General features: G+C 64.7%; 22 protein-coding genes. 8 read left to right on the top strand and 14 right to left on the bottom strand.

Annotated features, from left to right (window positions below; genetic code table 11):
* Positions 1–49 precede the first annotated feature (49 nt).
* The 4 genes from GGD62_RS39230 to GGD62_RS39215 form a co-directional block, all read right to left on the bottom strand.
* Positions 50–760: a hypothetical protein gene (locus tag GGD62_RS39230; protein ID WP_183714447.1), complete on the bottom strand. Its 711-nt coding sequence runs from the start codon at positions 758–760 to the stop codon at positions 50–52.
* Between the two features lie 86 nt (positions 761–846).
* Positions 847–1,563: a hypothetical protein gene (locus tag GGD62_RS39225; protein ID WP_183714459.1), complete on the bottom strand. Its 717-nt coding sequence runs from the start codon at positions 1,561–1,563 to the stop codon at positions 847–849.
* Positions 1,564–1,695: 132 nt separating this feature from the next.
* Complete coding sequence (locus tag GGD62_RS39220) at positions 1,696–1,944, bottom strand: hypothetical protein (protein WP_028140683.1); 249 nt, start codon at positions 1,942–1,944, stop codon at positions 1,696–1,698.
* A 142-nt stretch (positions 1,945–2,086) separates the two neighbouring features.
* A complete protein-coding gene (locus GGD62_RS39215) occupies positions 2,087–3,052 on the bottom strand; it encodes a nitronate monooxygenase family protein (protein ID WP_183714444.1) in 966 nt (321 codons plus the stop codon).
* A 123-nt stretch (positions 3,053–3,175) separates the two neighbouring features.
* Between GGD62_RS39215 and GGD62_RS39210 the strand changes: the two genes are divergently transcribed.
* Positions 3,176–4,738: an AMP-binding protein gene (locus GGD62_RS39210; protein WP_183714441.1), complete on the top strand. Its 1,563-nt coding sequence runs from the start codon at positions 3,176–3,178 to the stop codon at positions 4,736–4,738.
* A 338-nt stretch (positions 4,739–5,076) separates the two neighbouring features.
* Here the strand turns inward: GGD62_RS39210 and GGD62_RS39205 are convergent, their stop codons facing one another.
* The 7 genes from GGD62_RS39205 to GGD62_RS39175 all read right to left on the bottom strand — a co-directional run bounded on the left by GGD62_RS39205 (position 5,077) and on the right by GGD62_RS39175 (position 10,870).
* Positions 5,077–5,850, bottom strand: coding sequence for a thioesterase family protein (locus tag GGD62_RS39205; protein ID WP_183714437.1), 774 nt, complete (start codon positions 5,848–5,850; stop codon positions 5,077–5,079).
* 80 nt (positions 5,851–5,930) lie between these two features.
* Positions 5,931–6,899, bottom strand: coding sequence for a nitronate monooxygenase family protein (locus tag GGD62_RS39200; RefSeq protein WP_018321325.1), 969 nt, complete (start codon positions 6,897–6,899; stop codon positions 5,931–5,933).
* 261 nt (positions 6,900–7,160) lie between these two features.
* Positions 7,161–8,561 carry an aspartate ammonia-lyase gene (locus GGD62_RS39195; RefSeq protein ID WP_018321324.1) on the bottom strand — a complete coding sequence of 467 codons (1,401 nt, stop codon included), beginning with the start codon at positions 8,559–8,561 and terminating at the stop codon, positions 7,161–7,163.
* A gap of 30 nt (positions 8,562–8,591) precedes the next feature.
* Positions 8,592–9,131 (bottom strand): hypothetical protein, encoded by a 540-nt coding sequence (locus GGD62_RS39190; RefSeq protein WP_091955805.1) that lies wholly within the window; start codon positions 9,129–9,131, stop codon positions 8,592–8,594.
* Between the two features lie 100 nt (positions 9,132–9,231).
* Complete coding sequence (locus GGD62_RS39185; protein WP_018321322.1) at positions 9,232–9,834, bottom strand: YqaA family protein; 603 nt, start codon at positions 9,832–9,834, stop codon at positions 9,232–9,234.
* A gap of 145 nt (positions 9,835–9,979) precedes the next feature.
* Entirely contained in the window at positions 9,980–10,384 is a 405-nt protein-coding gene (hisE, locus tag GGD62_RS39180) for a phosphoribosyl-ATP diphosphatase (protein ID WP_018321321.1), read from the bottom strand.
* A gap of 117 nt (positions 10,385–10,501) precedes the next feature.
* Positions 10,502–10,870, bottom strand: a complete 369-nt coding sequence (locus tag GGD62_RS39175) for a hypothetical protein (RefSeq protein ID WP_018321320.1) — start codon at positions 10,868–10,870, stop codon at positions 10,502–10,504.
* A 229-nt stretch (positions 10,871–11,099) separates the two neighbouring features.
* Between GGD62_RS39175 and GGD62_RS39170 the strand changes: the two genes are divergently transcribed.
* The 6 genes from GGD62_RS39170 (at position 11,100) to GGD62_RS39145 (ending at position 18,756) form a co-directional block, all read left to right on the top strand.
* Complete coding sequence (locus GGD62_RS39170; protein WP_183714434.1) at positions 11,100–12,149, top strand: ABC transporter substrate-binding protein; 1,050 nt, start codon at positions 11,100–11,102, stop codon at positions 12,147–12,149.
* Between the two features lie 85 nt (positions 12,150–12,234).
* Positions 12,235–14,031: a glucan ABC transporter ATP-binding protein/ permease gene (locus GGD62_RS39165; RefSeq protein WP_018321318.1), complete on the top strand. Its 1,797-nt coding sequence runs from the start codon at positions 12,235–12,237 to the stop codon at positions 14,029–14,031.
* A 189-nt stretch (positions 14,032–14,220) separates the two neighbouring features.
* Positions 14,221–15,720, top strand: coding sequence for a D-alanyl-D-alanine carboxypeptidase family protein (locus tag GGD62_RS39160; RefSeq protein WP_183714431.1), 1,500 nt, complete (start codon positions 14,221–14,223; stop codon positions 15,718–15,720).
* Between the two features lie 187 nt (positions 15,721–15,907).
* Positions 15,908–17,593, top strand: a complete 1,686-nt coding sequence (locus tag GGD62_RS39155; RefSeq protein WP_183714428.1) for a long-chain fatty acid--CoA ligase — start codon at positions 15,908–15,910, stop codon at positions 17,591–17,593.
* 15 nt (positions 17,594–17,608) lie between these two features.
* Positions 17,609–18,163 (top strand): DUF924 family protein, encoded by a 555-nt coding sequence (locus GGD62_RS39150; RefSeq protein WP_183714425.1) that lies wholly within the window; start codon positions 17,609–17,611, stop codon positions 18,161–18,163.
* Positions 18,164–18,270: 107 nt separating this feature from the next.
* On the top strand, positions 18,271–18,756 hold the full coding sequence (locus GGD62_RS39145; RefSeq protein ID WP_018321314.1) for a peroxiredoxin: 486 nt from the start codon (positions 18,271–18,273) through the stop codon (positions 18,754–18,756).
* A 146-nt stretch (positions 18,757–18,902) separates the two neighbouring features.
* Here the strand turns inward: GGD62_RS39145 and rnhA are convergent, their stop codons facing one another.
* Genes rnhA through ispH form a run of 3 tightly spaced genes read right to left on the bottom strand, consistent with a single transcriptional unit; the run spans position 18,903 to position 21,322 of the window.
* A complete protein-coding gene (gene rnhA / locus GGD62_RS39140) occupies positions 18,903–19,367 on the bottom strand; it encodes a ribonuclease HI (RefSeq protein ID WP_104464944.1) in 465 nt (154 codons plus the stop codon).
* A complete protein-coding gene (locus GGD62_RS39135) occupies positions 19,364–20,347 on the bottom strand; it encodes a homoserine kinase (protein WP_183714422.1) in 984 nt (327 codons plus the stop codon). The genes rnhA and GGD62_RS39135 overlap by 4 nt, the downstream gene beginning before the upstream one ends.
* A gap of 6 nt (positions 20,348–20,353) precedes the next feature.
* On the bottom strand, positions 20,354–21,322 hold the full coding sequence (gene ispH, locus GGD62_RS39130; protein ID WP_092254145.1) for a 4-hydroxy-3-methylbut-2-enyl diphosphate reductase: 969 nt from the start codon (positions 21,320–21,322) through the stop codon (positions 20,354–20,356).
* A gap of 243 nt (positions 21,323–21,565) precedes the next feature.
* Between ispH and GGD62_RS39125 the strand changes: the two genes are divergently transcribed.
* Positions 21,566–22,261: a DUF1013 domain-containing protein gene (locus tag GGD62_RS39125; RefSeq protein WP_026202531.1), complete on the top strand. Its 696-nt coding sequence runs from the start codon at positions 21,566–21,568 to the stop codon at positions 22,259–22,261.
* Positions 22,262–22,485 lie beyond the last annotated feature (224 nt).

The following is a 22,485-nucleotide window of genomic DNA, read 5'->3' as shown; positions in this document are numbered from 1 at the left end:
CGATGCGCGCGGACATTCTCCCATCGCAAGCCGCCTCGCGGGCTCGGCGCTAGTCGTCGTCGGGCCCGAACAACCTGATCTGCGGGAAGCCGCCGCGCGGCCGGCTGGCGTAATCACGCACATCGGAATCTTCGCGGATGTTGCGCGCGACGTCGTCCCAATCAGTGCGGTCGCGCAAGCCGCGCTGCTCGCGGGAATCGTAGTGGCGGCGCTCGGTCCAGCGCTCGCGGCGCTCCATCCGGCGCCGCTCGGACGCAGCGCGCTTCGCGTCGGAGTCCCTCGCCTTGGCATAGGCGTTCTCGGGTGAAGAGGCCGGCTCGGTCGAGGCCTGCTGCTCAGCCGGCTTTGCGGCTTGCGGAGGCGATGCGATTGCTGACTTCGACTGTTCCTTGGACTGTTCCTTGGGCGGCTCAACCGCGGCCGCTTGCGAAGGCGGCGGCGCCGGCGGTCCGGCATTCGCCTGAGTGGTCTGCGTGTCGGGCTTTATAGCTTCCGGCTTCGCTTCGGCTTGCGCCGGCGCGGCAATCATTGCGCCGAAGGCTTGCGAGCCGGTGAGATAATTGACGCGTTCCGACGGCGCGCTCGTCTGTGCCGGCGCGCCCGCGGACTCCGCGCGCTGCGCCATCTTGCTGGTGTCCGGGCCCTGTTTGGACGCGACCGGATTCATGATGTTGCCGGCAACGATGCCGCCGCCCAGACCAATGGCAATGGCCGCGACAATGGTTCCGGCACCGACGAAATAAGCTGTCGTGGCGCGCATTAACCCACTCCCTGTTTGGAGCGAGCAACGCCGTGGGATTACCGGATGTTCCTGATGGCGAGCGGTTCCTGGGAAGGAACGCCGCGTCAGATCTGCTGCGCGACTTTTTCGAGCCCGATGAGGCGGGCGAGCTTGCGCACTTCTTCCTTCTGATCGTCACGCAGTTGGAACAGCAGCGGCATGGCAGCCGACTTCAACTGCTGGACCTCGTCGCAATTCGGATCGATCTGCGCGCTGGGTGGCGCGTTCGGATTGGAGAGCTTGTTGGCCGAGATCTTGCGGACAACGTTGCGCAGCGCGGTCTCGACCGAAGGCCAGTAATATTCCTGCGACGAGGACAGCTTCAGGCGATCCCGGATGCCGGAGATCTGTGCGTCCGACAGCAGGGTATAGTGTTTCTGCGGCTGCGGCTTGGCCACGACCTTCGGCTTGGCCGGAACTTCGACGGCAGGAACTTCAGCCGCCGCGGGCGCTTCGGACAGGCTCGACGCCTTGGGCATCGGGAAATCGGATGGCGTGGCGGCGGCAAAGGCCTGGCGCAGCGGCTCGGCCAGCACGGGCGCCCGCGAAAGCCTGTCGGCCGGCACCTGGACCGGCTCGAACGCGGCCGAAGCCAGGGCCAGGGTCGGAACCAGACGGTCGGCCTTTGCGGCGCGGTTGGTGGCGAGCGGCTTGACCGGGGGCGTCTGCGCAATCATCTCTTCGCTGACGCTGGGCACGCTGTCCCGACCAAGAATGGCGGTGGTGGCGGCGCCCAGGACGAGGAAACAGGTCAGCACAACGATGGTGATGGCTTTGGACAAACGTCTCTCCGCGCCCAACTTCAAGTCCACGTGATCACTGCCCGACAACTGGGCGATAATTAAGGCTTAACCGTGCCATCGCGGCGGCAATCGCGCGGACTGCGGCGACATCGCCCGGAAAATTAAAGGAAATCAGGCAGCTGCCGAAAGGTCGTAGGCGTCCTGGATATCGGCGACGATCTCCGAGGCCTCCCATACCGCGCGCGGCTCGACCGATTGCAGCGTCACCGTCCAGTTGCCGCCCCGACGGGTGCGGGGGACGCTGACGATGTCGAAACGGACGTTGCGGCACAGCGGGTGTCGCGCCAGGGCATGAGCGACGCGGACGCGGATTTCGTCCAGCGAAGCCGCTGTCTTGCTGTTGAGAAAATCGAAGTCCATCGCCTGTCCCTCTCGGCCCTGTTTGGCGGCCGTGAGGGGATTCTTGGCCGGCGATGGTTAATCTGCCGTTAAATAAGGGGGGCGGAGGAGCCCGGGATTAACCGTGACCCACACCGTCGTGGCCGGGCTCGACGGGCTGCGCCTACGGCCCGCCCGCCGCACGATATTCGGCGAGCGTCCGCGCAACCAGCTCGTCGACCGCCGGCACGTCCGTCACCCCCGAGGTCGAGTGCCCGCCGCTCCAGACGTCGCGCCAGCGTTTTGGCCGGCTCTCGCGCGCGGCAACGTCGATATCCTCAGCGATGTCGATCGCCCCGCGTGCCGGGAGATCGTCGGGATCGAGGCCGGCGGCCACGATCGACGGCCTCAGCATGCTGGTCTGCAGACCCGTGAACGCAGTGGTGAGCAAAATGTCGTCGGCGCAGCTCTCGACCAGCATCCGCTTGTAGCGGTCGTCCGCCATGCTCTCGCGCGTCGCGATGAATTTCGTGCCCATATAGGCGAGATCGCAGCCGAGCACTTCGGCCGCGTGCAGCGCATGGCCATCGCTGATGCCGCCGGCGAGCACGATGATGCCGTCGTAGAATGCACGCACCGCGCGAACGAAGGCAAATGGGTTGAGCCAGCCGGTCTGCCCGCCCGCGCCCGCCGTGAGCAGCACGAGCCCATCGGCACCTGCCTCCGCCGCCCGTTCGGCGTGGCGGATGGAGGCGACGTCCGCCAGCACCAGCGCACCGGCGTCATGCAGCGGCTTCAGCACGGGCGCGGGCGAGCCGACCGAGGTGATGACGATCTCCGGCCTGTGCCGCAGCAGCACGGCGAGATCCTGCGCGAGCCTTGCATTGGAGCGGTGCACGATCAGGTTCGGGGAGAGCGGCGCGACCTTGCGGCCGGTTTGGTCTTCGTGCTGCCGCAGCCGCATCGCGATCGCGGAGAGCCATTCATCGAGCTGCTCCGTGCTGCGGCAATTCGCGGTGGGGAAGCTGCCGATCACGCCGTTGCGGCAGGCCGCGACCATGAGCTCGACGCCCGACACCAGGAACATCGGCGCTGCGATCAGCGGCAGAGCGAGACGATCGCCGAAGCGTTGCAGTCGATCTGATGGCACGCAAATCTCCTCGTCACGCTTGCCTCCCGTGCGGGCTTTGTCGTTTCCTCCCGCAGTCTCTGTGCTAGCGTCATCGGCAACATTGGCACGCCAGAAGCCGGTGACAAAGCAACGAGGAAACATATGTCCGATCCGCTCCACGCATCGTCCCCGACTTGTGCGCAGACGCTACGGGCGCTGTCGCGCTATCCCGGCCGCACTGCTTTCGCATGGCCCGAGGGATCGCTGAGCTATCAGGGCACTATCGACCTGATCGGACGCATCCAAGGCGTGTTCATGCGGCTTGGCCTGCAACCCGGTGCGCGCGTCGCTTTCCTCACCGCGAACCGCACTGACACCTGGTGCGCCGGCGTCGCCGCGCAATTGTCGCGGCTCTGCATCACCTGGCTGCATCCGCTGGGATCGCTGGAGGACCAGCTGTTCCAGCTCGAGGACTCCGAGGCCGAGATGCTGGTGGTCGATGCGGCCGCCTTCCGCGACCGCGGCGGCGAGCTTTCCGCAAGGGCGACCCGGCTGAAGGCGATCTTCACGACGGGACCAGCCGGCTACGGTGTCAATCTGCTGGCGGCCATCGAGAGCGCGGGACACGCCAGCGCGCAGTGCCTCGCCGGCCTCGACGATCTCTCCACGCTGAACTACACCGGCGGCACCACCGGCAAATCCAAGGGCGCGCTGCGCTATCACCGCGAAAATGCCGGAGCAGCCGCCGCGATCCTCGCCGATTTCGAAATCCCCGACGCCGCCCGCTACCTCACGGTCGCCCCGATCAGCCATGTCGCCGGCACGAAAGTGCTGCCGACCCTGATGCGCGGAGGCACCGTGCACATGCTGAAGGGATTCGATCCCGAGGCCGTTCTGACCACGATCGCGCGCGAGCGCATCAACTTTACGCTGTTCGTGCCGACCATGATTTACGTGCTGCTCGACCATCCTGCGCTTGATAAGACCGACCTGTCCTCGCTCGAGCTCGTGCTCTACGGGGCGTCGGCGATGTCGCCGAGCCGGCTGGTCGAGGGCATCGAGCGCATCGGACCGGTGTTCTCGCAGCTTTACGGGCAGACCGAATGCTATCCGGTCTCGGTGCTGCGCAAGGCGGATCACGATCTCAAGACGCCGGAGCTGTTTTTGTCCTGCGGCTTCCCGATCGCGGCCTGCGAGGTCAGGATCCTCGACGACGACGACCAGGAGGTGAAGACCGGTGAGGCCGGCGAGATCTGCGTGCGCGCCCCGCATGTGATGGCGGAATATTGGAAGCGGCCCGACATCACCGCCGAGACGCTGAAGAACGGCTGGGTCCACACCGGCGACATCGCGCGCAAGGACGAACGCGGCTACATGTTCATCCTCGACCGCAAGAAGGACATGATCGTGTCCGGCGGCTTCAACATCTTTCCGCGCGAGGTCGAGGACGTGCTGACGCAGCACGCCGACGTCGCCATGGTCGCGGTCGTCGGCGTCCCTGACGAGAAATGGGGCGAGGCCGTCACCGCCATCGTCGTGCCGCGCGAGGGCGCAAGGCCCGATCCGGACGAGTTGATCAACCTCGTGAAAACGCGAAAAGGCTCGGCGCATGCGCCCAAGCAGATTCAGTTCGTCAAGCAGCTGCCGATGACCGGCGTCGGCAAGGTCGACAAGAAGGTGCTGCGCGCGGGGTTTTGGAGCGGGCGGGACCGGATGGTGGGGTAATTACCCCGGGATTCTACGGTATCGTTGTGGCTCCGGCACCACAACGCGCGACGGAGTGCACGCTGGCGAGCCCCGCGCGATTGCCGGCGAATCAGGGAATCACCTAGACCGCTGATGGGGCTGGGAAGCGGAGTAAGACATGCGAGTCGCTTCCCTGGAAAGTGCAGTCGCCGCGGTCACGTTGATCACGGCTATCATCGTGGTGCTGTGGGAGATCAAGATCTTCTACGGAATGTGAACTGGCAGGATGCTCTGGTCGACACGACCAAACATCCCTTCCGCGGCGGCGGAAGCCTGCCGTTCATTCGGAAGGAGCCATCGCGGCCCCGCCGTCACGCTCACCGCTTCTCGATCACCAAGCTCTGCACCGCGCGGCCGAAATAGCCTTGCCGGTCCGCCAGCCGCGACATCGCGAGCCCCGCGCCGTCGGGGCCGATCCAGGAATCGCCGTCGAGCAGAATCCAATCACCTATGGGCTGGCGCGAAAAGTTCACGGTGAGATCGGCGTTGATGTAGGTCCAGGCGCGGAAGTCGAGCGTCGAGGCGGTGCCGTTGGAGAAATCGGCGGCGACAACGGCACGCATGGCCTGTGAGATTGCTTCGCCGGCAATCAGCGGATGGTCGACGCGAAACCAGATCGCGCCGGCGCCGGCCTGGCCGAAACGGCCGCGCGCGGCGCGCATCGAGACCGAACGCACGAACGGGCTGGTGGCGGCGTGGCCATCCTCGGCCAGCGAGTCCTCCGGCATGGGCAGCGTCACCGGCAGCGCCTTGACGTCGTCGGGCAACGACAGCGCCTGGCGCCTGATCTTGAGCACGGTGGCGCCGACGACCTGCACACCGTTGGCGAGCAGCTTGATTTCGCAGAGCTGAATCTTGCGGCCCTCACGCAAAACGTCAGTCACGATTGTCAGCGGCGCGACCGGAACGGGCCGCATCAAATCGATGGTGACGCGCGCGATATCCATCGGAGCAGGCGTCGGAATGCGCTCGGCCGCCCATGTCACCAGCGACGCCGGCGCCGAGCCGTGCTGCATGCGCCGGTCCCAGGGACCGGCGGCATCCGGGCTGGTGACGACGCTGTTGCCGTCGGCGCGGTAGATGGGGGGCATATTGGCTCGTTCTCTCGGCTGACGTTCCCCGGACGCTGCGCAGCAGCGTTGCACGCTGCGGCGCGCCCGGGACACGAGAACTACAACGGCGGATCGATCGCCTCGTCGTATTCCTTCTTGAAGCGCGCGATCAATTCGGCGGCGGGCAGGATGGCCTCGACGCTGCCGATGCCCTGGCCCGAGCCCCAGATTTCCTTCCAGGCCTTCGGCTTGGCGCGCTCGCCGGAAGCGTCGGTCCCGAAATTCATCTTGGAGGGATCGGAGGTCGGCAAGTTTTCCGGATCCATGCCGGCGGCGAGGATCGAGGGTTTCAGATAATTGCCGTGCACGCCGGTGAAGAGGTTGGAATAGACGATGTCGTCGGCGGTCGATCCCGCGATCATCTCCTTGTATTTCTCCACCGCGTTGGCTTCCTTGGTCGCGATGAAGGCCGAGCCGATATAGGCAAAATCGGCCCCGAGGATGCGCGCGGCGCGGATCGCCTTGCCGTTGCCGATCGCACCCGACAGCGCGATCGGGCCGTCGAACCATTTTCGTGTCTCGGCGACGAAAGCCAGCGGCGAAATGGTGCCGGCATGGCCGCCGGCGCCGGCCGCGACCAGGATCAGGCCATCGGCGCCCTTCTCGATCGCCTTGTGGGCGAATTTCTGGTTGATCACGTCGTGGAAGACGATGCCGCCCCAGCCGTGCACGGCCTGGTTCAGCTCCTCGCGCGCGCCGAGCGAGGAGATGATCATCGGCACCTTGTACTTGGCGCAGAGCTGCATGTCGTGATCGAGCCGGTTGTTCGACTTGTGCACGATCTGGTTGACCGCAAACGGCGCCGACGGCTTGTCGGGATGGGCGCGGTCGTAGGCCGCGAGCTCCTCGGTGATCCGCGCCAGCCATTCGTCGAGCAGCTCCGGCGGCCGCGCGTTCAGCGACGGAAACGAGCCGACCACCCCCGCCTTGCACTGCGCGATTACCAGATCGGGCACCGAGATGATGAAGAGCGGCGAGCCGATCACGGGGATCGACAGGCGTCCTTTGAACAAGGCAGGCATGGACATTGCGGGACGATCCTCTGTTGGCAAGTCAATGGAAGGTTGACCGCCATACCAACAAGGCAATCTTTCCACTGTCAAGTATTGCGTTTTGTCGCCGTGGCTGATGCCTGGGCAGCAATTTCCAAGCAGCGGAATTCCTTCCCATCTTCTCCGTCATTGCAAGCGCAGCGAAGCAATCCAGGCTGTCTCCGTGGAGGTCCTCTGGATTGCTTCGTCGCAAGAGCTCCTCGCAATGACGAGGCGAGCGTTGCGGATGACGGCCGCCTACCCGATCAGATCCGGATTGATCAACCGCTCGAACGAGAACATCTCGTCCCACTTCTCCTGCGTCAGCAGCTTGCGCTCGACCACCACGATCTGATGCAGCGACTTGCCGCTCTTGTAGCCCTCGCGCGCGATCTCGGCGCATTGCTTGTAGCCGAGCAGCGGCTTCAGCACCGTGACGATGCCGAGCGAGTTGAGCACCATGTTGCGGGTGTGCTCCTCGTTGGCGGTGATGCCGACCACGCAATTCTCGCGCAGGCTGTTGACCGCGCGCTCCATGGTGCGAATCGAGAAGAACAGCGCAAACGAGATCACCGGCTCCATCACGTTGAGCTGGAGCTGACCGGCGGATGCCGCGAGCGTCACCGTGGTGTCGAGCCCGATGACGAGGAAGCTGGTCTGGTTGACGACCTCGGGGATCACGGGATTGACCTTGCCCGGCATGATCGAGGAGCCCGGCTGCAGCTGCGGCAGGTTGATCTCGTTGAAGCCGGCACGCGGCCCGGAGGCGAGCAGGCGGATGTCGTTGCAGATCTTGGTCAGCTTGCTCGCGGTGCGCTTCAACACGCCCGAAAGCTGCACATAGGCGCCGGTGTCCGAGGTCGCCTCGACGAGATCGCCGGCGAGGATGAAGTCGACGCCGGTCAGCGCGCTGAGGTGCCGGACCGCGAGCTTGGGATAACCGACCGCAGCCGTGACGGAGGTGCCGATCGCGGTGGCGCCGAGATTGATCTCGCGCAGCAGCGCACGCGCTTCCGAGATGCGGTCGACCTCCTCGCCGATCGTGGTGCCCCAGCCCCGGAATTCGGCCCCGAGCGACATCGGCACGGCATCCTGCAGATGCGTGCGGCCCATCTTCAGCACACGGTCGAACTCGCGACCCTTGGCGAAGAAAGCTTCCTGGAGCTGACGCAGCGCGGTCATGTAGCTCTCGAGCCGCAGGATCAGCGCGAGACGAAAGGCGGTCGGATAGGTGTCGTTGGTCGACTGACCGTAATTGACGTGATCATTGGGACTGACGTGCTGATAGTCGCCCTTGCCGAAGCCGAGCGATTCCAGCGCGAGGTTCGCGATCACCTCGTTGGCGTTCATGTTGGTGGAGGTGCCGGCGCCGCCCTGGATGAAGTCGGTGACGAACTGGTCCATCATGTCGCCGGCGATGACGCGGTCGCAGCCGAGGATGATCGCGTCCGCGACCTTGGCGTCGATCGCGCCGAGATCGCGATTGGCCATGGCGGCTGCCTTCTTGACATAACCGAGCGCCTTCACGAAGTAAGGCTCCTGGTTCATCGGAATGCCGGTGATGTGGAAGTTTTCCTTACCCCGGATGGTCTGGACGCCGTAATAGATGTCGTCGGCGATCTCACGCTGTCCGAGGAAGTCCTGCTCCGTACGGCTCATGGGCGCTCCTTGTTGCTCGCGCGACGTCCTTTAGTTCTGGCACAGCGCGCTGGTCACGAAAGTATCGGTGCGGCAGTCGTCCGGCTTGCGAGCCCTGCCGGGAATCAGGACCTTGGCCGAGCATTTTTCCGCGGAGTCGGCATTCAGGCTCTTGCCGTCCTTGTAACCCTTGCTCTGGCAGAGCTGGTCGGCGGCCTGCTTGCAATCGGGCGCGCCGTTGGACGAGGCCGGACAAGCCACTCGGCCCGACACCATGGTTGAGGGCTTCGCCAGCCGCGACAGATCGTTCATGGTCTCGCTCGGGCTTTTGATCGGCGGCAGGATCGAGGGCAGCTTGTCGAACAGCTTGCCCATTTCATTGATCAGCCCGGGATTTTCCGCTGCCGCCGGCGGCGCCGATGGAGCGGGTGTCGACGGCTGAGGCGCGGCCTGCGGCCCCTGCTCCTGCAAGCCAAGCGCCGGCGGAGCGGATTGCGGCCATCCGGTCCCGGCGGCACCGAGCAGGACCAGCAGCACTGCTGATATCAGCGTCCCGAGCCGCAAGGCCGGATTGCCGGATCGAACCATCATGGCGGCAACCGTAGCCGAACCCGGCCCGGCGGCAAAGCGCGGGTTACCAAGTGAGCATGATCTTTTCGGAAAACCGCTTCACACTTTTCCGGATCATGCTCTAGATCAGCTTGATCGCCACCACGAAGCCGAGCACCAGCAGCGCAGCACCGATCGCCACCCACAATCCAAGACGCTCTTCGAGCTTGTGCCGGATCCAGTCGCCATAACGGTTGAGCAGGATCGCAACGACGAAGAAGCGTCCGCCGCGCGCGACGATCGAGCAGATCGTGAACAACAGAATGTTGTAGCCAGCAAAGCCCGAGGTGATCGTGACGAGCTTGTAGGGGATCGGCGTCAAACCCTTGAGCAGGATGATCACCGCGCCCCACTCCGCATAGGAGGCACGGAAGGCGTCGACCTTGTCGCCGAGGCCGTAGACCTGGATCAGCCAATGACCGACCGAGTCGAACAGCAGCGCGCCGATGGCGTAGCCCAGAATGCCGCCGAGCACCGAGGTGATGGTGCAGACGGCCGCGTAGAGCCAGGCGCGCTGCGGGCGCGCCAGCGACATCGGGATCAGCATCACATCCGGCGGCACCGGAAAGAAGGAGCTTTCGGCGAAAGACACCGCTCCCATGATCCAGAGCGCGTAGGGCTTGTGAGCGGCGTCGATGCACCAGTCGTAGATACGTTTCAGCATGGCGCCGCGATGAAGCACCATGGGACGGATTTGTCCATGCCGAGATTGAGGCGAATTATGACGTTTCGAGCATGATCCGGAAAAGTGTGCGGCGGTTTTCCGGAAAGATCATGCTCAAACAAGAGGCTAAAGCGCGATGAACCATTCACCGCGATCCCATCGCGCTTTAGTGGCGCTTGCGCGCGGCACGCCCCTCGAGCGCGACAATTGGCCGCCTGGCGGCCACGCGCGGTGACGCGACTTTGGGCAGCTTCATCGACGATTTCGGCAGCTTCTCGGCGATGCCGAGCATGTCTTCCCGCCGCGCCATCTCGCGCCAGACGTCCTCGGGACGCACGCCCGCAGAGGCCCAGAGCACGGTGAGATTGTACAAGAGGTCGGCGCTTTCCCGGATCACGGCGTCGGCGTCGCCATTGACGGCGTCGATCACGACCTCGATGGCCTCTTCGGCGAGCTTCTTTGCCATTTTCGAGGGCCCGCGCTGAAACAGCCGGGCCGTACGCGATGTTGCCGGATCAAGATCCCTGGCCGCGAGCACAGCCAGATATAGCCGCTCAAGCGAATCACTCATGGTACTCAAAACTACTCTAAACAAATGGCGGGCGTGTTAACGCGCGGCAATAAAAGCAAAAAACAGGCCGGCGCAGCAAGCGCGACGGCCTGTCATGGTGAACTCCAGCTGCCAGAGCTAGTAGCAGTTCTGGTAGTAACCCTGGCCGCAGAACTCGGACGGAGCGGTGCCGCCGTAGCGCTGATATTGGAAGTTCGGGCCTGGACCATAATAGGGCCCGTAGGCAGGGCCGCTGTAATAGGCGGGACCGCCGTAATAGCCATAGCCCGGACCGTAGTCATAGGCATAGGAGTCACGGGTCGCGGCGATGGCAAGACCGGTGCCGATGGCCGCGAAAGCCGCAGCTGCGGCCGCGCCGCCTCCACCACCATGCCAGTGACGGCCGCCTGCATAGGACGCGGTCGGGGCAAGCGCGGTCAGCGCCAGCACCGCGGCGGTGGCCAGAACGGCCTTTCGGCCCGCAAACTTGGAGAATCGCTCGAACATGTCTTGGGCCCTCCTTGGGACCTGGAATGGACGCCTGCGGACAGGCTCATGCCTTTAAAACCCGCACAGCCTAAGTTGGGTTCCCCAACCCCAACACAAGCTGAACGGGGTTGCGTAATCGTGCCGCAACCGCCGCTCATCTGCCGTTCATGTTGGCGCGGAGAGACTGGCCGTAGCCGGGCGCCGCGAAGCGTCACGAAACCATAACAATGCGGAACCGGCGCAATCGATGTCAGGATTCAAGACGACCGCCCTCCGTTGCCTGCTGGCTGTCTCGATCTCGCTTGCAACGCTCGTTGCAGGCGATGTCAGTGCGGCCGAGACCGCTGCGCCGTCCGTTGCGATTCACTTCACCTTCGACCGCCCGTTGGACGCGAGCATGGCGCCGTTCTTCCTTGCGGCGAAGGACGGCAGGTTCAGCGCCGAACGTCTCAACGTATCCTTCAACAGTGCAGCCGGATCGCCGGAGGCGCTCGCACGCGTCGCCAAGGGCGACAGCGAGCTTGCGCTGGTCGACATCAACGAGCTGATCCGCCTTCGCGACAAGGAGGACTCGGCGCCGGTCAAGGCGGCGTTCGTGCTGTTCAACCGCGCGCCCTACGCGATCGTCGCGCGCAGGAGCCGCGGCATCCATGTCTTGCCCGATCTCGACGGCAAGACCGTCGGCGTTGCCGACGGCGATCTGTCGATGCGACTGTGGCCGGCGCTGGCGCAGCAGAACGGTATCAAGGCATCGCGCGTCAAATTCCACAAGATTGGCGCTGCGGTCCGCGAGCCGATCCTGTCCGCGGGACAGGTCGATGCCGTCGCAGGCTTCAACTATCTCTCCGCGGTGAACCTGCGCGACCGCGGCGTGCCCGGCGCCGATCTCGTCGTGCTGCGTTATGCCGACTATGGCTGCGAGGCCTATGGCTTCGCCGTGGTGGTCAATCCCGCCTTCGCCGCGGCGAAGCCGGACGCCGTGAAGGGCTTCGTCCGCGCCTTGATCGCCGGCATCAATGCGACCATCAAGGAGCCGGCACGCGCGGCGGACGAGGCCGCGGGCCGCATCGACGATGGCGACCGCGACCTAGAGCTGGAGCGCCTGCGCACCGTCCTCGTCGACAACATCCTGACCGATGAGGTCAAGCGCAACGGCCTCGGCGGCGTCGAGCCCGCGCGCCTGGAGCGCTCGATCGACCAGATCGCGCAGGACTTCAAATTCCGCAAACGGCCCACGGCTGGCGACATCTTCGACGACCGGTTCCTGCCGCCGGTGGCGGGGCGGCTGATCAACTGAGAAAAACTGACAGCTTCCGCTGTATCTCCCGCGCGATCCCTGCTTAAAATACGGGCTCCGTTATCCGCTCGAGTTCGTCGCCCGCATGCCCATCCTCCGTCTCTATACCCGCGTTCTCGAGCTGCTCGGCAAGGAGGCGCGGCTGGGCTGGCTGCTTGCGGTCGCCAACCTCCTGCTGGCGGGCTCGCAGTTCGCCGAGCCCGTGCTGTTCGGGCGGATCGTCGACGTGCTGTCGGGCAAGACCGTGGCCGGGTCGAGCTCGGCCTGGCCGTTCCTGGTAGCCTGGGTCGCGTTCGGGCTGTTCACCATTCTCTGCAGCGCGCTCGTGGCCTTGCAGGCCGACCGGCTCTCGCACCGCCAGCGCCAGGCGGTGCTGACCGACTATTTCGAGCACATCCTGCAATTGCCGCTGACCTTCCACTCCGGAACCCATTCGGGCCGGCTGATGAAGGTGATGCTCAACGGCACCGACGCCTTGTGGCGGCTGTGGCTCGGCTTCTTCCGCGAGCACTTTGCCGCGATCCTCTCGGTCGTGGTGCTGCTGCCGCTGTCGCTCTACTTGAACTGGCGATTGGCGATCCTGCTGTTCGTGCTCTGCATCGTCTTCACGGCACTGACGACCTTCGTGGTGCGCAAGACCTTCGGCATGCAGATGGCGGTCGAGGAGCAATATAGCGAGCTGTCCGCGCGCGCCTCCGATGCGCTCGGCAATGTCGCGCTGGTGCAGAGCTTCGTCCGCGTCGAATCCGAGGTGAAGGGACTGCGCTCCGTCGCCGACGAGCTGCTCGCCGCGCAAATGCCGGTGCTGTCGTGGTGGGCTCTCGTCACCGTCATCACGCGCGCCTCCACCACCATCACCGTGCTCGCAATCTTCACGCTCGGCATCGCGCTGCACGACCAGGGGCTCACCTCGGTCGGCGAGATCGTGATGTTCGTGAGCTTTGCGACGCTGCTGATCCAGAAGCTCGAGCAGGTGGTGAGCTTCATCAACAACGTGTTCATGGAAGCGCCCCGCCTGCGCGAGTTCTTCAATGTGCTCGACGCCGTGCCCGCGGTGCACGACCGGCCCGACGCGATCGACGCCGGCAGGCTGTCCGGTCTCGTCGAGTTCAACGACGTCACCTTTTCCTATGACGGCAAGCGGCCGGCGATCGAGGACCTCACCTTCACCGCACTGCCCGGCCAGACCATCGCGCTGGTCGGCCCCACCGGCGCCGGCAAATCCACCGCGATCGCGCTGTTGCATCGCGCCTTCGACCCGCAGTCGGGTTTCATCAAGATCGACGGCATGGACGTGCGCGGCGTCACGCTGACCTCGCTGCGCCGGAATATCGGCGTCGTGTTCCAGGAGGCGCTGCTGTTCAACCGCTCGATCGAGGAGAATCTGCGCGTCGGCAAGCCGGACGCGACCGAGGCCGAGATGCGCAAGGCGGCCGAGCGGGCGCAGGCGCTCGATTTCATCGAGCGCAGCGGCGGCTTCGAGACCAATGCCGGCGAGCGCGGCCGCATGCTGTCCGGCGGCGAGCGGCAGCGGCTGTCGATCGCCCGCGCGCTGTTGAAGGACCCGCCGATCCTGATCCTGGACGAGGCGACCAGCGCGCTCGACGCCGTCACCGAGGCCAAGGTGAATGCCGCTCTCGACGAAGTGATGAAGGGCCGCACCACCTTCGTGATCGCCCACCGCCTCTCCACCATCCGCAACGCCACGCGGATCCTGGTGTTCGAGAACGGACGGGTGATCGAAAGCGGAACTTTCGATGAACTCGTGGCCAAGAGCGGCCATTTCGCCGAGCTCGCCAGGGCCCAGTTCATGGTTCACGAGACCACACGGGCCAGTGTGACAGCCGCTGAGGCTGCTGCGACTGCTGCCAAATCTCCCTAGCAAGTCCCCACAGGATCGTCGAAATTCGGCCTATTTCATTGCGGAATACCCCGCTCATGCCCCTGTTCTCGACGCACCAGCCGGTATAGGTTTGCGGCGCCGCAAGCGGCGGCGCTGGATTTCAGAACCGACACTCAGATCACGAGCACCGCCCGGAACTGGCGGGTCTCCAAGGACCGGAATCGGATAGTGCACGCCCTACGCCCGCTGCTTCGCAAATCCCTGTTCAACCTGTTCGCTGCGAGCCTCGCATGTGCCGCGCTGCTGGCGCCGCGCGCGGCGAGCGCCGAAGCGCTGCTGCTGATCGAGGCCGACACTGGCAAGGTGTTGCAGGCCGAGAACGCGACCATTCCCTGGTATCCGGCCTCCGTCACCAAGATCATGACAGCCTATGTGACGTTGAGGGCGGTCAAGGACGGCAGGTTGACGCTCGACACGCTGCTCACGGTTTCGCCGACGGCGGCCTCGCAGTCGCCCTCGAAGATGGGGTTCCGTCCGGGAACGCAGCTCACCGTCGACAACGCGCTGAAGATGATGATGGTCAAGTCGGCGAACGACATGGCCGTGGTGCTCGCCGAAGGCGTCGGCGGTTCGATCGACGGCTTCTCCGCGATGATGAACGACACCGCGAAGAAGCTCGGCATGACGCAGACCAGCTACGTCAATCCGAACGGCCTGCCCGCAGACGGCCAGATCACGTCGGCGCGCGACCTCGGCATTCTCGCCCGCTCGTTCCTGCGCGACCTGCCGGAATACGAATACTTCGTGCACATCCCGGCGATCCGCTTCGGCAAGCGCACCACCGGCAATTTCAACAAGCTGATCGGCCGCTATCCTGGCGCCGACGGTTTCAAGACCGGCTTCATCTGCGCCTCCGGCTACAACCTCGTCGCCTCGGCCACGCGCAATGGCCGCCGGCTGATCGCGGTGGTGCTCGGCGCCAATTCCGGCACCGCGCGCGCGGTGAAGGCGGCGCAGCTGCTGGAGCGCGGCTTCGGCCAGGACAATCTGACGTGGCTGCGCCCCTCGCTCGGCACGGTCGATAACCTCGTGCCGGTCGATGCCTCGCCGCCGAACCTGCGCGACGAGATGTGCGGCGGCCATCGCAAGCGGCCGGCCAGCGACGACGACGATGCGCTGATTGCGGCCAATGGCGGCACCAGCGGATCGGCCTCGGCCACCGGCGGCGAAGCCCAGGTGACCTTCTTCACCGCCGGCCTCCAGCCGCCCCTGATGAAGGCCTCCGAGCTGATGGCCTCGGCTCCGGCGGCGACTGAGCCCGTGCTGGTCTATACCGGCCCGACCCGCACCGGCACCGCCCTGATCGCGGCGGTGGCGGCCGATGCCGACCAGCAGACGGCGTCCAAGCCGCGTGGCAAGAAGTCGCGCGTGGCCAAGAAGCCTGACGCGGCCGACAAGCCGAAGGACGCGGGCAAGGACGCCGCGAAGGACACCAAGACGGCGGCCGTGAAGCCTGTTGCCAAGCCGGCTGAGGCCAAGAAAAACGATAAGAGCGACGCCAAGAACGACGCCAAGACTGCGGCTAAGCCGGCCGCGCCCAAGCATGCCGCCGCCAAGCACGATGCGGCGGCAAAACCCGCCGAGAAGCCTGCGGCAAGCAGCGAACCGAAGCCCGCCAAGCCCAAGGCCGCAACCAAGCCCGCGGCCAAGCCGGCCAACAACAGTTAACGGACCGCCGAACCGGGCCCCCCGCGCTTCGCACCTGCGGCAGCGCGGTATCGACGATTCCAGTAGCCACTTCCTGACCTATGTCTTAAGCCTCGACGACTTGCCACCCGTTCCGGCAGGCTCGATACTGGCGGCAATGAGGCAAGCCCGAGACACAACGGGCTCTGGTAGATGAGGGGAGTTTTCCATGGAGCGCATCTGGCTCAAGCAATATCCGCCCGGCGTGCCCGCCGATATCGAGCCGACCCAATACGCATCGCTGGTCGATCTGCTGGAGGAGAGCTTCACCAAGTTCGCCGACCGCAAGGCGTTCATCTGCATGGACAAGTCCATCAGCTACCGCGACCTCGACCAGATGTCGGTCGCGCTCGGCGCCTATTTGCAGGGCCGCGGACTGCAGCGCGGCGCCCGCGTCGCCATCATGATGCCGAACGTGCTGCAATATCCGATCGCGACCGCCGCGGTGCTGCGCGCCGGCTTCGCGGTGGTCAACGTCAATCCGCTCTACACGCCGCGTGAGCTCGAGCACCAGCTCAAGGATTCCGGCGCCGAAGCCATCATCGTGCTGGAGAATTTCGCCCACACCGTCGAGCAGGTGATCGCCAAGACGCAGGTCAAGCACGTCATCGTCGGCAGCATGGGCGATCTGCTCGGTTTCAAGGGCGTGATCGTCAATCTCGTCGTCCGCCGCGTCAAGAAGATGGTACCGGCATGGTCGCTGCCGGGCTCGGTCTCTTTCAACGATGCGGTGTCGGCCGGCCGCGGCATGACCTTCAATAAGCCAAAACTCTCGCCGGGCGATGTCGCCTTCCTGCAATATACCGGCGGCACCACCGGCGTCTCCAAGGGCGCCACCCTGCTCCACCGCAACATCGTCGCCAACGTCCTGCAGAACGACGCCTGGCTGCAGCCGGCGCTCGCCGCGCCGCCGCATGTCGACCAGCTCATGATCGTCTGCGCGCTGCCGCTCTATCACATTTTCGCGCTGACGGCCTGCTACCTGCTCGCGGTGCGCGCCGGCGGCTGCAATCTCCTGATCCCCAACCCGCGCGACATCGCCGGCTTCGTCAAGGAGCTGGCAAAATACCAGGTCAACAGCTTCCCGGCCGTGAACACGCTCTACAACGGCCTGATGCACCACCCTGATTTCAAGAAGCTCGACTTCTCCAAGCTGAAGATCTCCAACGGCGGCGGCATGGCGGTGCAGCGCCCCGTGGCCGATCAATGGAAGGCGATCACTGGCTGCTTCATCGCCGAGGGTTACGGCCTGTCGGAGACTTCGCCGACGCTGACCTGCAATCCGGCAACGGCAACCGAGTTCACGGGGACGATCGGCATTCCCGTGCCGTCAACCTACATCTCGATCCGCGACGACGACGGCAACGAAGTGCCGCTCGGCCAGGCCGGCGAGATCTGTGCCAAGGGTCCGCAGGTGATGTCGGGCTACTGGAACAGGCCCGAGGAGACCGCGAAGGTGATGACCGCGGACGGCTATTTCCGCACCGGCGACATCGGCATCATGGACGAGGAGGGCTACACCAAGATCGTCGACCGCAAGAAGGACATGATCCTGGTCTCAGGCTTCAACGTCTATCCCAACGAGATCGAGGAAGTGATCGCGAGCCATCCGGGCGTGCTCGAATGCGCCGTGATCGGCATTCCCGATTCCAAGTCGGGCGAAGCGGTAAAGGCTTTCGTGGTGAAGAAGGATCAAAACCTCACTGCCGAGGCCGTGATCAAATTCTGTCACGAGCAGCTCACCGGCTACAAGGTGCCCAAGCACATCGAATTCCGCAGCGACCTGCCCAAGACCAATGTCGGCAAGATCCTGCGACGCGAACTGCGCGACGAGAAGAAAGCTCAGGCGGCGTAAGCGTGTCTGCGGTTCATGACTGTCGTCGACGATATCGCGCCATCAGGCATTCTCGCCTTCTGGCGCGAGGCCGGCCGCGAGCGCTGGTACAAGCGCAACGACGCCTTCGATGCCGAGGTCAGGCGCCGCTTCCTTGCTTTGTGGCAGAAGGCGGTCGCCGGCGAGCTCGCGTCATGGGAGGCAAGCGATGACGGCGCACTCGCGCTGGTCATCGTGCTCGACCAATTCCCCCGCAACATGTTCCGCGGCACGTCCCAGGCCTTTGCCAGCGATGCCCAGGCGCGCGATGTCGCCCGCCGGGCGATCGATCGCGGGGTCGATGGCAGGATCGATCCGGTCCTGCTCGAATTCGTTTATTTGCCCTTCATGCATTCCGAGCACCTGCCCGACCAGCTGCGTTGCGTCGCGTTGTTTCAGAACACCGAGAATGCCGAAAACCTGAAATACGCCCGGGAGCACGCCGACATCATCCAGCGGTTCGGCCGGTTTCCCCACCGCAACCGCCTGCTCGGCCGCGACAGCACCGAGGAAGAGCAGGCCTTTCTCGACAAGGGGGGCTTCGCCGGCTGATGACATCACGGTGAAAGGGACCCACCTCACCGCTTCGCCCGCCGGCAATATTGTGCAGGCCCGCCGCACGGTCTAATAAGCGGGATCGATATTCAGGGAGACCGACAATGGCGATCCAGACTGGCGACAAGCTGCCCGAGGCGAAATTCCGCGTGATGACGGCGGAAGGCCCGCAAGTGAAGACCACCGACGATATCTTCAAGGGCAAGAAGGTGGCGCTGTTCGCGGTGCCCGGCGCCTATACCGGCACCTGCCACAAGATGCATCTGCCGAGCATCTTCCTCAACGCCTATGCCCTGAAGGACAAGGGCGTCGACAGCATCGCCATCGTCTCCGTCAACGACGCCTTCGTCATGAACGCCTGGAAGCGCGACACCGACCAGCGCGACGAGGCCATCTTCCTCGCTGACGGCAACGCCGATTTCACCAAGGCGATCGGCATGGAGCTGGACGCCTCCGCCAACGGCCTCGGCATCCGCTCCAAGCGCTATTCGATGCTGGTCGAGGACGGCGTGGTCAAGAAGCTCAACCTCGAGGCGATGCCCGGCAAGGTCGAGGTCTCCGGCGGCGATACGCTGCTCGGGCAGCTCTGAGCCGCGGCGAAAGTGCCGTAGTGCCGTAGGGTGGGCAAAGCGAAGCGTGCCCACCGACTTCCCATGAGAGAAAGGTGGTGGGCACGGCGCTGACGCGCCTTAGCCCACCCTACGAAACCTGAGAATGGAGCGCCGACAACGCGTCGCTACTCCGCCAGCCGCTGCTGCAACCGCGCCTTCACGATCCCGTCGCGCGCCAGTTGATCCGCGCGCTCGTTCTCGGGGTGGCCGGCATGGCCCTTGACCCAGTGCCAGCGGACCTCGTGCTGCTTCAGCGCGGCATCCAGGCGCTGCCATAGCTCGACATTCTTCACGGGCTTCTTGTCGGCGGTGCGCCAGCCGTTGCGCTTCCAGCCGAAGATCCAGCCGGTGATGCCCTGCCGGACATACTGGCTGTCGGTGTAGAGATCGACCGTGCACGGCTTCTTCAGCGCCTCGAGCGCGGAGATCGCCGCCATCAGCTCCATCTGGTTGTTGGTGGTGTGGCGCTCGCCGCCGTTCAGCTCTTTTTCCTTGTCGCCGAACTTCAGGATCGCGCCCCAGCCGCCCGGCCCGGGGTTTCCCGAGCAGGCTCCATCGGTATAGATCGTGACATTGGGACGCTCGCTCACGCGACCAATCCTGACGGCATCAGCCCGTAATCGCGTACGCTCGTCACGCTCTGGTGGAAGCGCAGCTTGCGAAAATATTCCAGCGGGTCCTTCGGCTTGACCAGCGCGCCGGGCGGCACGTTGAGCCAGTCCACCAGCCGCGTCAGCAGGAAGCGGATCGCAGCGCCGCGCGCCAAGAGCGGCAGCGCGGCCTCTTCCCCCTCCGAGAGCTTTCGCACGCGGCCATAGGCGTTGAGGAAGGCACGCGCCTTGGTGACGTTGAAGGAATGATCCGGCTCGAAGCACCAGGCGTTGAGGCAGATCGCGACGTCATAGGCCAGCATGTCGTTGCAGGCGAAGGTGAAGTCGATGATCCCCGAGAGCTGGTCGCCGAGGAAGAAGACGTTGTCGTTGAAGAGGTCGGCGTGGATCACGCCCTCAGGCAGATTATCCGGCCAGATCCCGCTCGAGAGATGGTCGAGCTCGGTCGCCAGGAACGCGCGCAGGCCCGGCTGCACCTCATCGGCTCGGTTCGAGGCCACATCGAACAGCGGCCGCCAGCCCGCGACCGACAGCGCATTGGCGCGCCGAACCGCAAAGTTCGCGCCGGCCAGATGCATCTTCGCCAGCGCCGCACCGACGCCGGCGCAATGGGCGACGTTCGGCTTGCGCGGCCACATGCCTTCGAGAAAGGTGATGATCGCCGCTGGACGCCCGGACAGCTCGCGCAACGCCTCGCCGTCCGTTCCCTTCACCGGCAGTGGGCAGTTGATGCCATGCTCGGCCAGATGCGTCATCAGCGCGAGGAAGAACGGCAAATCGTTCTTCGCCACGCGCTTCTCGTAGAGCGTGAGGATGAACGACCCCTGGCTGGTATGCAGCAGGAAGTTGGTGTTCTCGACGCCCTCGGCGATGCCCTTGTAGGAGAGCAATTCGCCGAGCTCGTATTGCTTCAGGAAATCCGCAAGCTCGTCGGCGGCAACGTCGGTGTAGACCGCCATAAAGGTCTACTCGGCGGCGGCTTCTGGGCGCACCTGACGCGGCAGCGGGAAGAACTCGTTCTCCTCAGCGGCCGAGACCGTCTCCACATGCAGCGTGTAACGCTCGGCGAAGGCGTCCATGATCTCTTCGACGATCACTTCCGGCGCGGAGGCGCCCGCGGTGATGCCGAGGCTCGAAATGTTGCCGAACTTGTCCCAGTCGATGTCGGTGGCGCGCTGCGCCAGCACCGCGATCCGGCAGCCCTCGCGCTCGGCGACCTCGCGCAGGCGCTGCGAGTTCGACGAATTGGGAGCACCGACGACGATGAGCGCGTCGACCACCGGCGCCACCTTCTTCACCGCGAGCTGGCGGTTGGTGGTGGCGTAGCAGATGTCTTCCTTGTGCGGCCCGTTGATGTTCGGGAAGCGCTCCTTCAGCAGCGCCACGATCTCCGCGGTGTCGTCGATCGACAGCGTGGTCTGGGTCACGAAGGCGAGGTTGTTGGGGTCCTTCGGGGAGATCGTCTTGGCGTCCTCAGCGGTCTCGATCAGGGTCACGGCGCCGGTCGGAAGCTGGCCGAGCGTGCCGACCACCTCGGGGTGATGGGAGTGGCCGATCAGGAAGATCTCGCGGCCACGCTTGAAGTGGATCGCGGCCTCGCGGTGCACCTTGGTGACCAGCGGGCAGGTCGCATCCAGCGAGAACAAATTGCGGGACTGGGCGTCGGCTGGAACCGATTTCGGCACGCCGTGGGCCGAGAACACCACCGGCGCGGTGGTGTTTTCCGGGATTTCGGCGAGCTCCTCGACGAAGATGGCGCCCTTTTTCTTCAACCCGTCGACGACATATTTGTTGTGCACAATCTCATGGCGAACATAGACGGGGGCGCCGTACTTATCGAGCGCCCGTTCCACGGTGTCGATCGCCCGGACCACCCCGGCGCAGAAGCCACGGGGAGAACAAAGCACGATCTTGAGGTCTGGTTTGGCTGACATTGAGCGATCTCGGGACCGAATCACCTCGCCAAATGGGCGGGAAGCGGTCGATGAATGGAATAGGGCTTGGGTACGGGCTTACAGGGAATTGGGCCCCCTTTCGGGCGCTGTCAAGGCACTATCTATAGCAGAACCATTGCGTGGCTACCCCCTCCGGGCTTATATAGCGCGAATTCCCAGTCATCGCTGATGACCACCGGTTTCGCCTCCAGAGGGGTGGGCGAAGCACAAAGGAGATTTGCCATGAGCAACGCACCTCTGATGCCCAAGGCGACCGCCGTCTGGCTGCTCGACAACACCGCGCTGACCTTCGATCAGGTCGCCGATTTCACCAAGATGCATCCCCTCGAGGTGCGCGCGATCGCCGACGGCGATGCTGCCCAGGGCATCAAGGGCATGGATCCCCTCTCCAACGGCCAGCTGACCCGCGAGGAGATCGAGAAGGGCGAGCGGAATCCGGATTATCGGCTCCGCCTCCAGGAGAGCAAGGTGGTGCTGCCGCCCCAGCCCAAGCGCAAGGGCCCGCGCTACACTCCGGTCTCGCGCCGCCATGAGCGTCCGAGCGCCATCCTCTGGCTGCTGCGCAACCATGCCGAGCTCAAGGACGCCCAGATCATGCGCCTGGTCGGCACCACCAAGAGCACCATCGCGAGCGTGCGGGACCGAACCCACTGGAACACCTCCCAGCTGACCCCGATCGACCCCGTCACCCTCGGCCTCTGCTCGCAGATCGAGCTCGATTTCGAGGTGGCGCGCGCGGCCAAGGAGAAGCCGATCGACGCAGCCTATGGCGGCGCCACGCTACTGCCGGCTTCCGAGACCACCAAGAAGGACGAGTTCGAGCCGGCCGAGCGATCGAGCGACGACCTCAACCTCGACGCCGTGTTCGCCAAGCTGAAGACGCTCGGCGGCAAGAAGCAGGAAGACGAGGAGGAGTAGTTCTTCTCTCGTTCATTCACCATCGAATGCAAACGCGGCGGGAAATCCCGCCTCGTTTTTGTTTGTAAGAACGGCTGAGTGAATGCGCGCATGTCGCCACACGCGAGCTGCGTTCCCTCCCCCCCTTGTGGGCAGGGCTATCGCATATGGCTGAGGGTGGCCAAGAGGAATGCGTTGTCCCAGCCAGCGCGCTTGATTTTACGCCGGAGGGAAGCGCGATCCGG

It is taken from the genome of Bradyrhizobium sp. ERR14 (genome assembly GCF_014198235.1).
Classification (GTDB): domain Bacteria; phylum Pseudomonadota; class Alphaproteobacteria; order Rhizobiales; family Xanthobacteraceae; genus Bradyrhizobium.
The sequence above is the reverse complement of the archived record's forward strand: the minus strand, read 5'-3'. Positions and strand labels throughout refer to the sequence as shown.

Bases quoted from the DNA above. Each gene is read 5' to 3' on its own strand.
- GGD62_RS39230 (WP_183714447.1), bottom strand. From the start codon at position 760: ATGCGCGCCACGACAGCTTATTTCGTCGGTGCCGGAACCATTGTCGCG.
- GGD62_RS39220 (WP_028140683.1), bottom strand. From the start codon at position 1,944: ATGGACTTCGATTTTCTCAACAGCAAGACAGCGGCTTCGCTGGACGAA.
- GGD62_RS39210 (WP_183714441.1), top strand. From the start codon at position 3,176: ATGTCCGATCCGCTCCACGCATCGTCCCCGACTTGTGCGCAGACGCTA.
- GGD62_RS39205 (WP_183714437.1), bottom strand. From the start codon at position 5,850: ATGCCCCCCATCTACCGCGCCGACGGCAACAGCGTCGTCACCAGCCCG.
- GGD62_RS39200 (WP_018321325.1), bottom strand. From the start codon at position 6,899: ATGTCCATGCCTGCCTTGTTCAAAGGACGCCTGTCGATCCCCGTGATC.
- GGD62_RS39195 (WP_018321324.1), bottom strand. From the start codon at position 8,561: ATGAGCCGTACGGAGCAGGACTTCCTCGGACAGCGTGAGATCGCCGAC.
- GGD62_RS39190 (WP_091955805.1), bottom strand. From the start codon at position 9,131: ATGATGGTTCGATCCGGCAATCCGGCCTTGCGGCTCGGGACGCTGATA.
- GGD62_RS39185 (WP_018321322.1), bottom strand. From the start codon at position 9,834: ATGGTGCTTCATCGCGGCGCCATGCTGAAACGTATCTACGACTGGTGC.
- hisE (WP_018321321.1), bottom strand. From the start codon at position 10,384: ATGAGTGATTCGCTTGAGCGGCTATATCTGGCTGTGCTCGCGGCCAGG.
- GGD62_RS39175 (WP_018321320.1), bottom strand. From the start codon at position 10,870: ATGTTCGAGCGATTCTCCAAGTTTGCGGGCCGAAAGGCCGTTCTGGCC.
- GGD62_RS39170 (WP_183714434.1), top strand. From the start codon at position 11,100: ATGTCAGGATTCAAGACGACCGCCCTCCGTTGCCTGCTGGCTGTCTCG.
- GGD62_RS39165 (WP_018321318.1), top strand. From the start codon at position 12,235: ATGCCCATCCTCCGTCTCTATACCCGCGTTCTCGAGCTGCTCGGCAAG.
- GGD62_RS39155 (WP_183714428.1), top strand. From the start codon at position 15,908: ATGGAGCGCATCTGGCTCAAGCAATATCCGCCCGGCGTGCCCGCCGAT.
- GGD62_RS39150 (WP_183714425.1), top strand. From the start codon at position 17,609: ATGACTGTCGTCGACGATATCGCGCCATCAGGCATTCTCGCCTTCTGG.
- GGD62_RS39145 (WP_018321314.1), top strand. From the start codon at position 18,271: ATGGCGATCCAGACTGGCGACAAGCTGCCCGAGGCGAAATTCCGCGTG.
- GGD62_RS39135 (WP_183714422.1), bottom strand. From the start codon at position 20,347: ATGGCGGTCTACACCGACGTTGCCGCCGACGAGCTTGCGGATTTCCTG.
- ispH (WP_092254145.1), bottom strand. From the start codon at position 21,322: ATGTCAGCCAAACCAGACCTCAAGATCGTGCTTTGTTCTCCCCGTGGC.
- GGD62_RS39125 (WP_026202531.1), top strand. From the start codon at position 21,566: ATGAGCAACGCACCTCTGATGCCCAAGGCGACCGCCGTCTGGCTGCTC.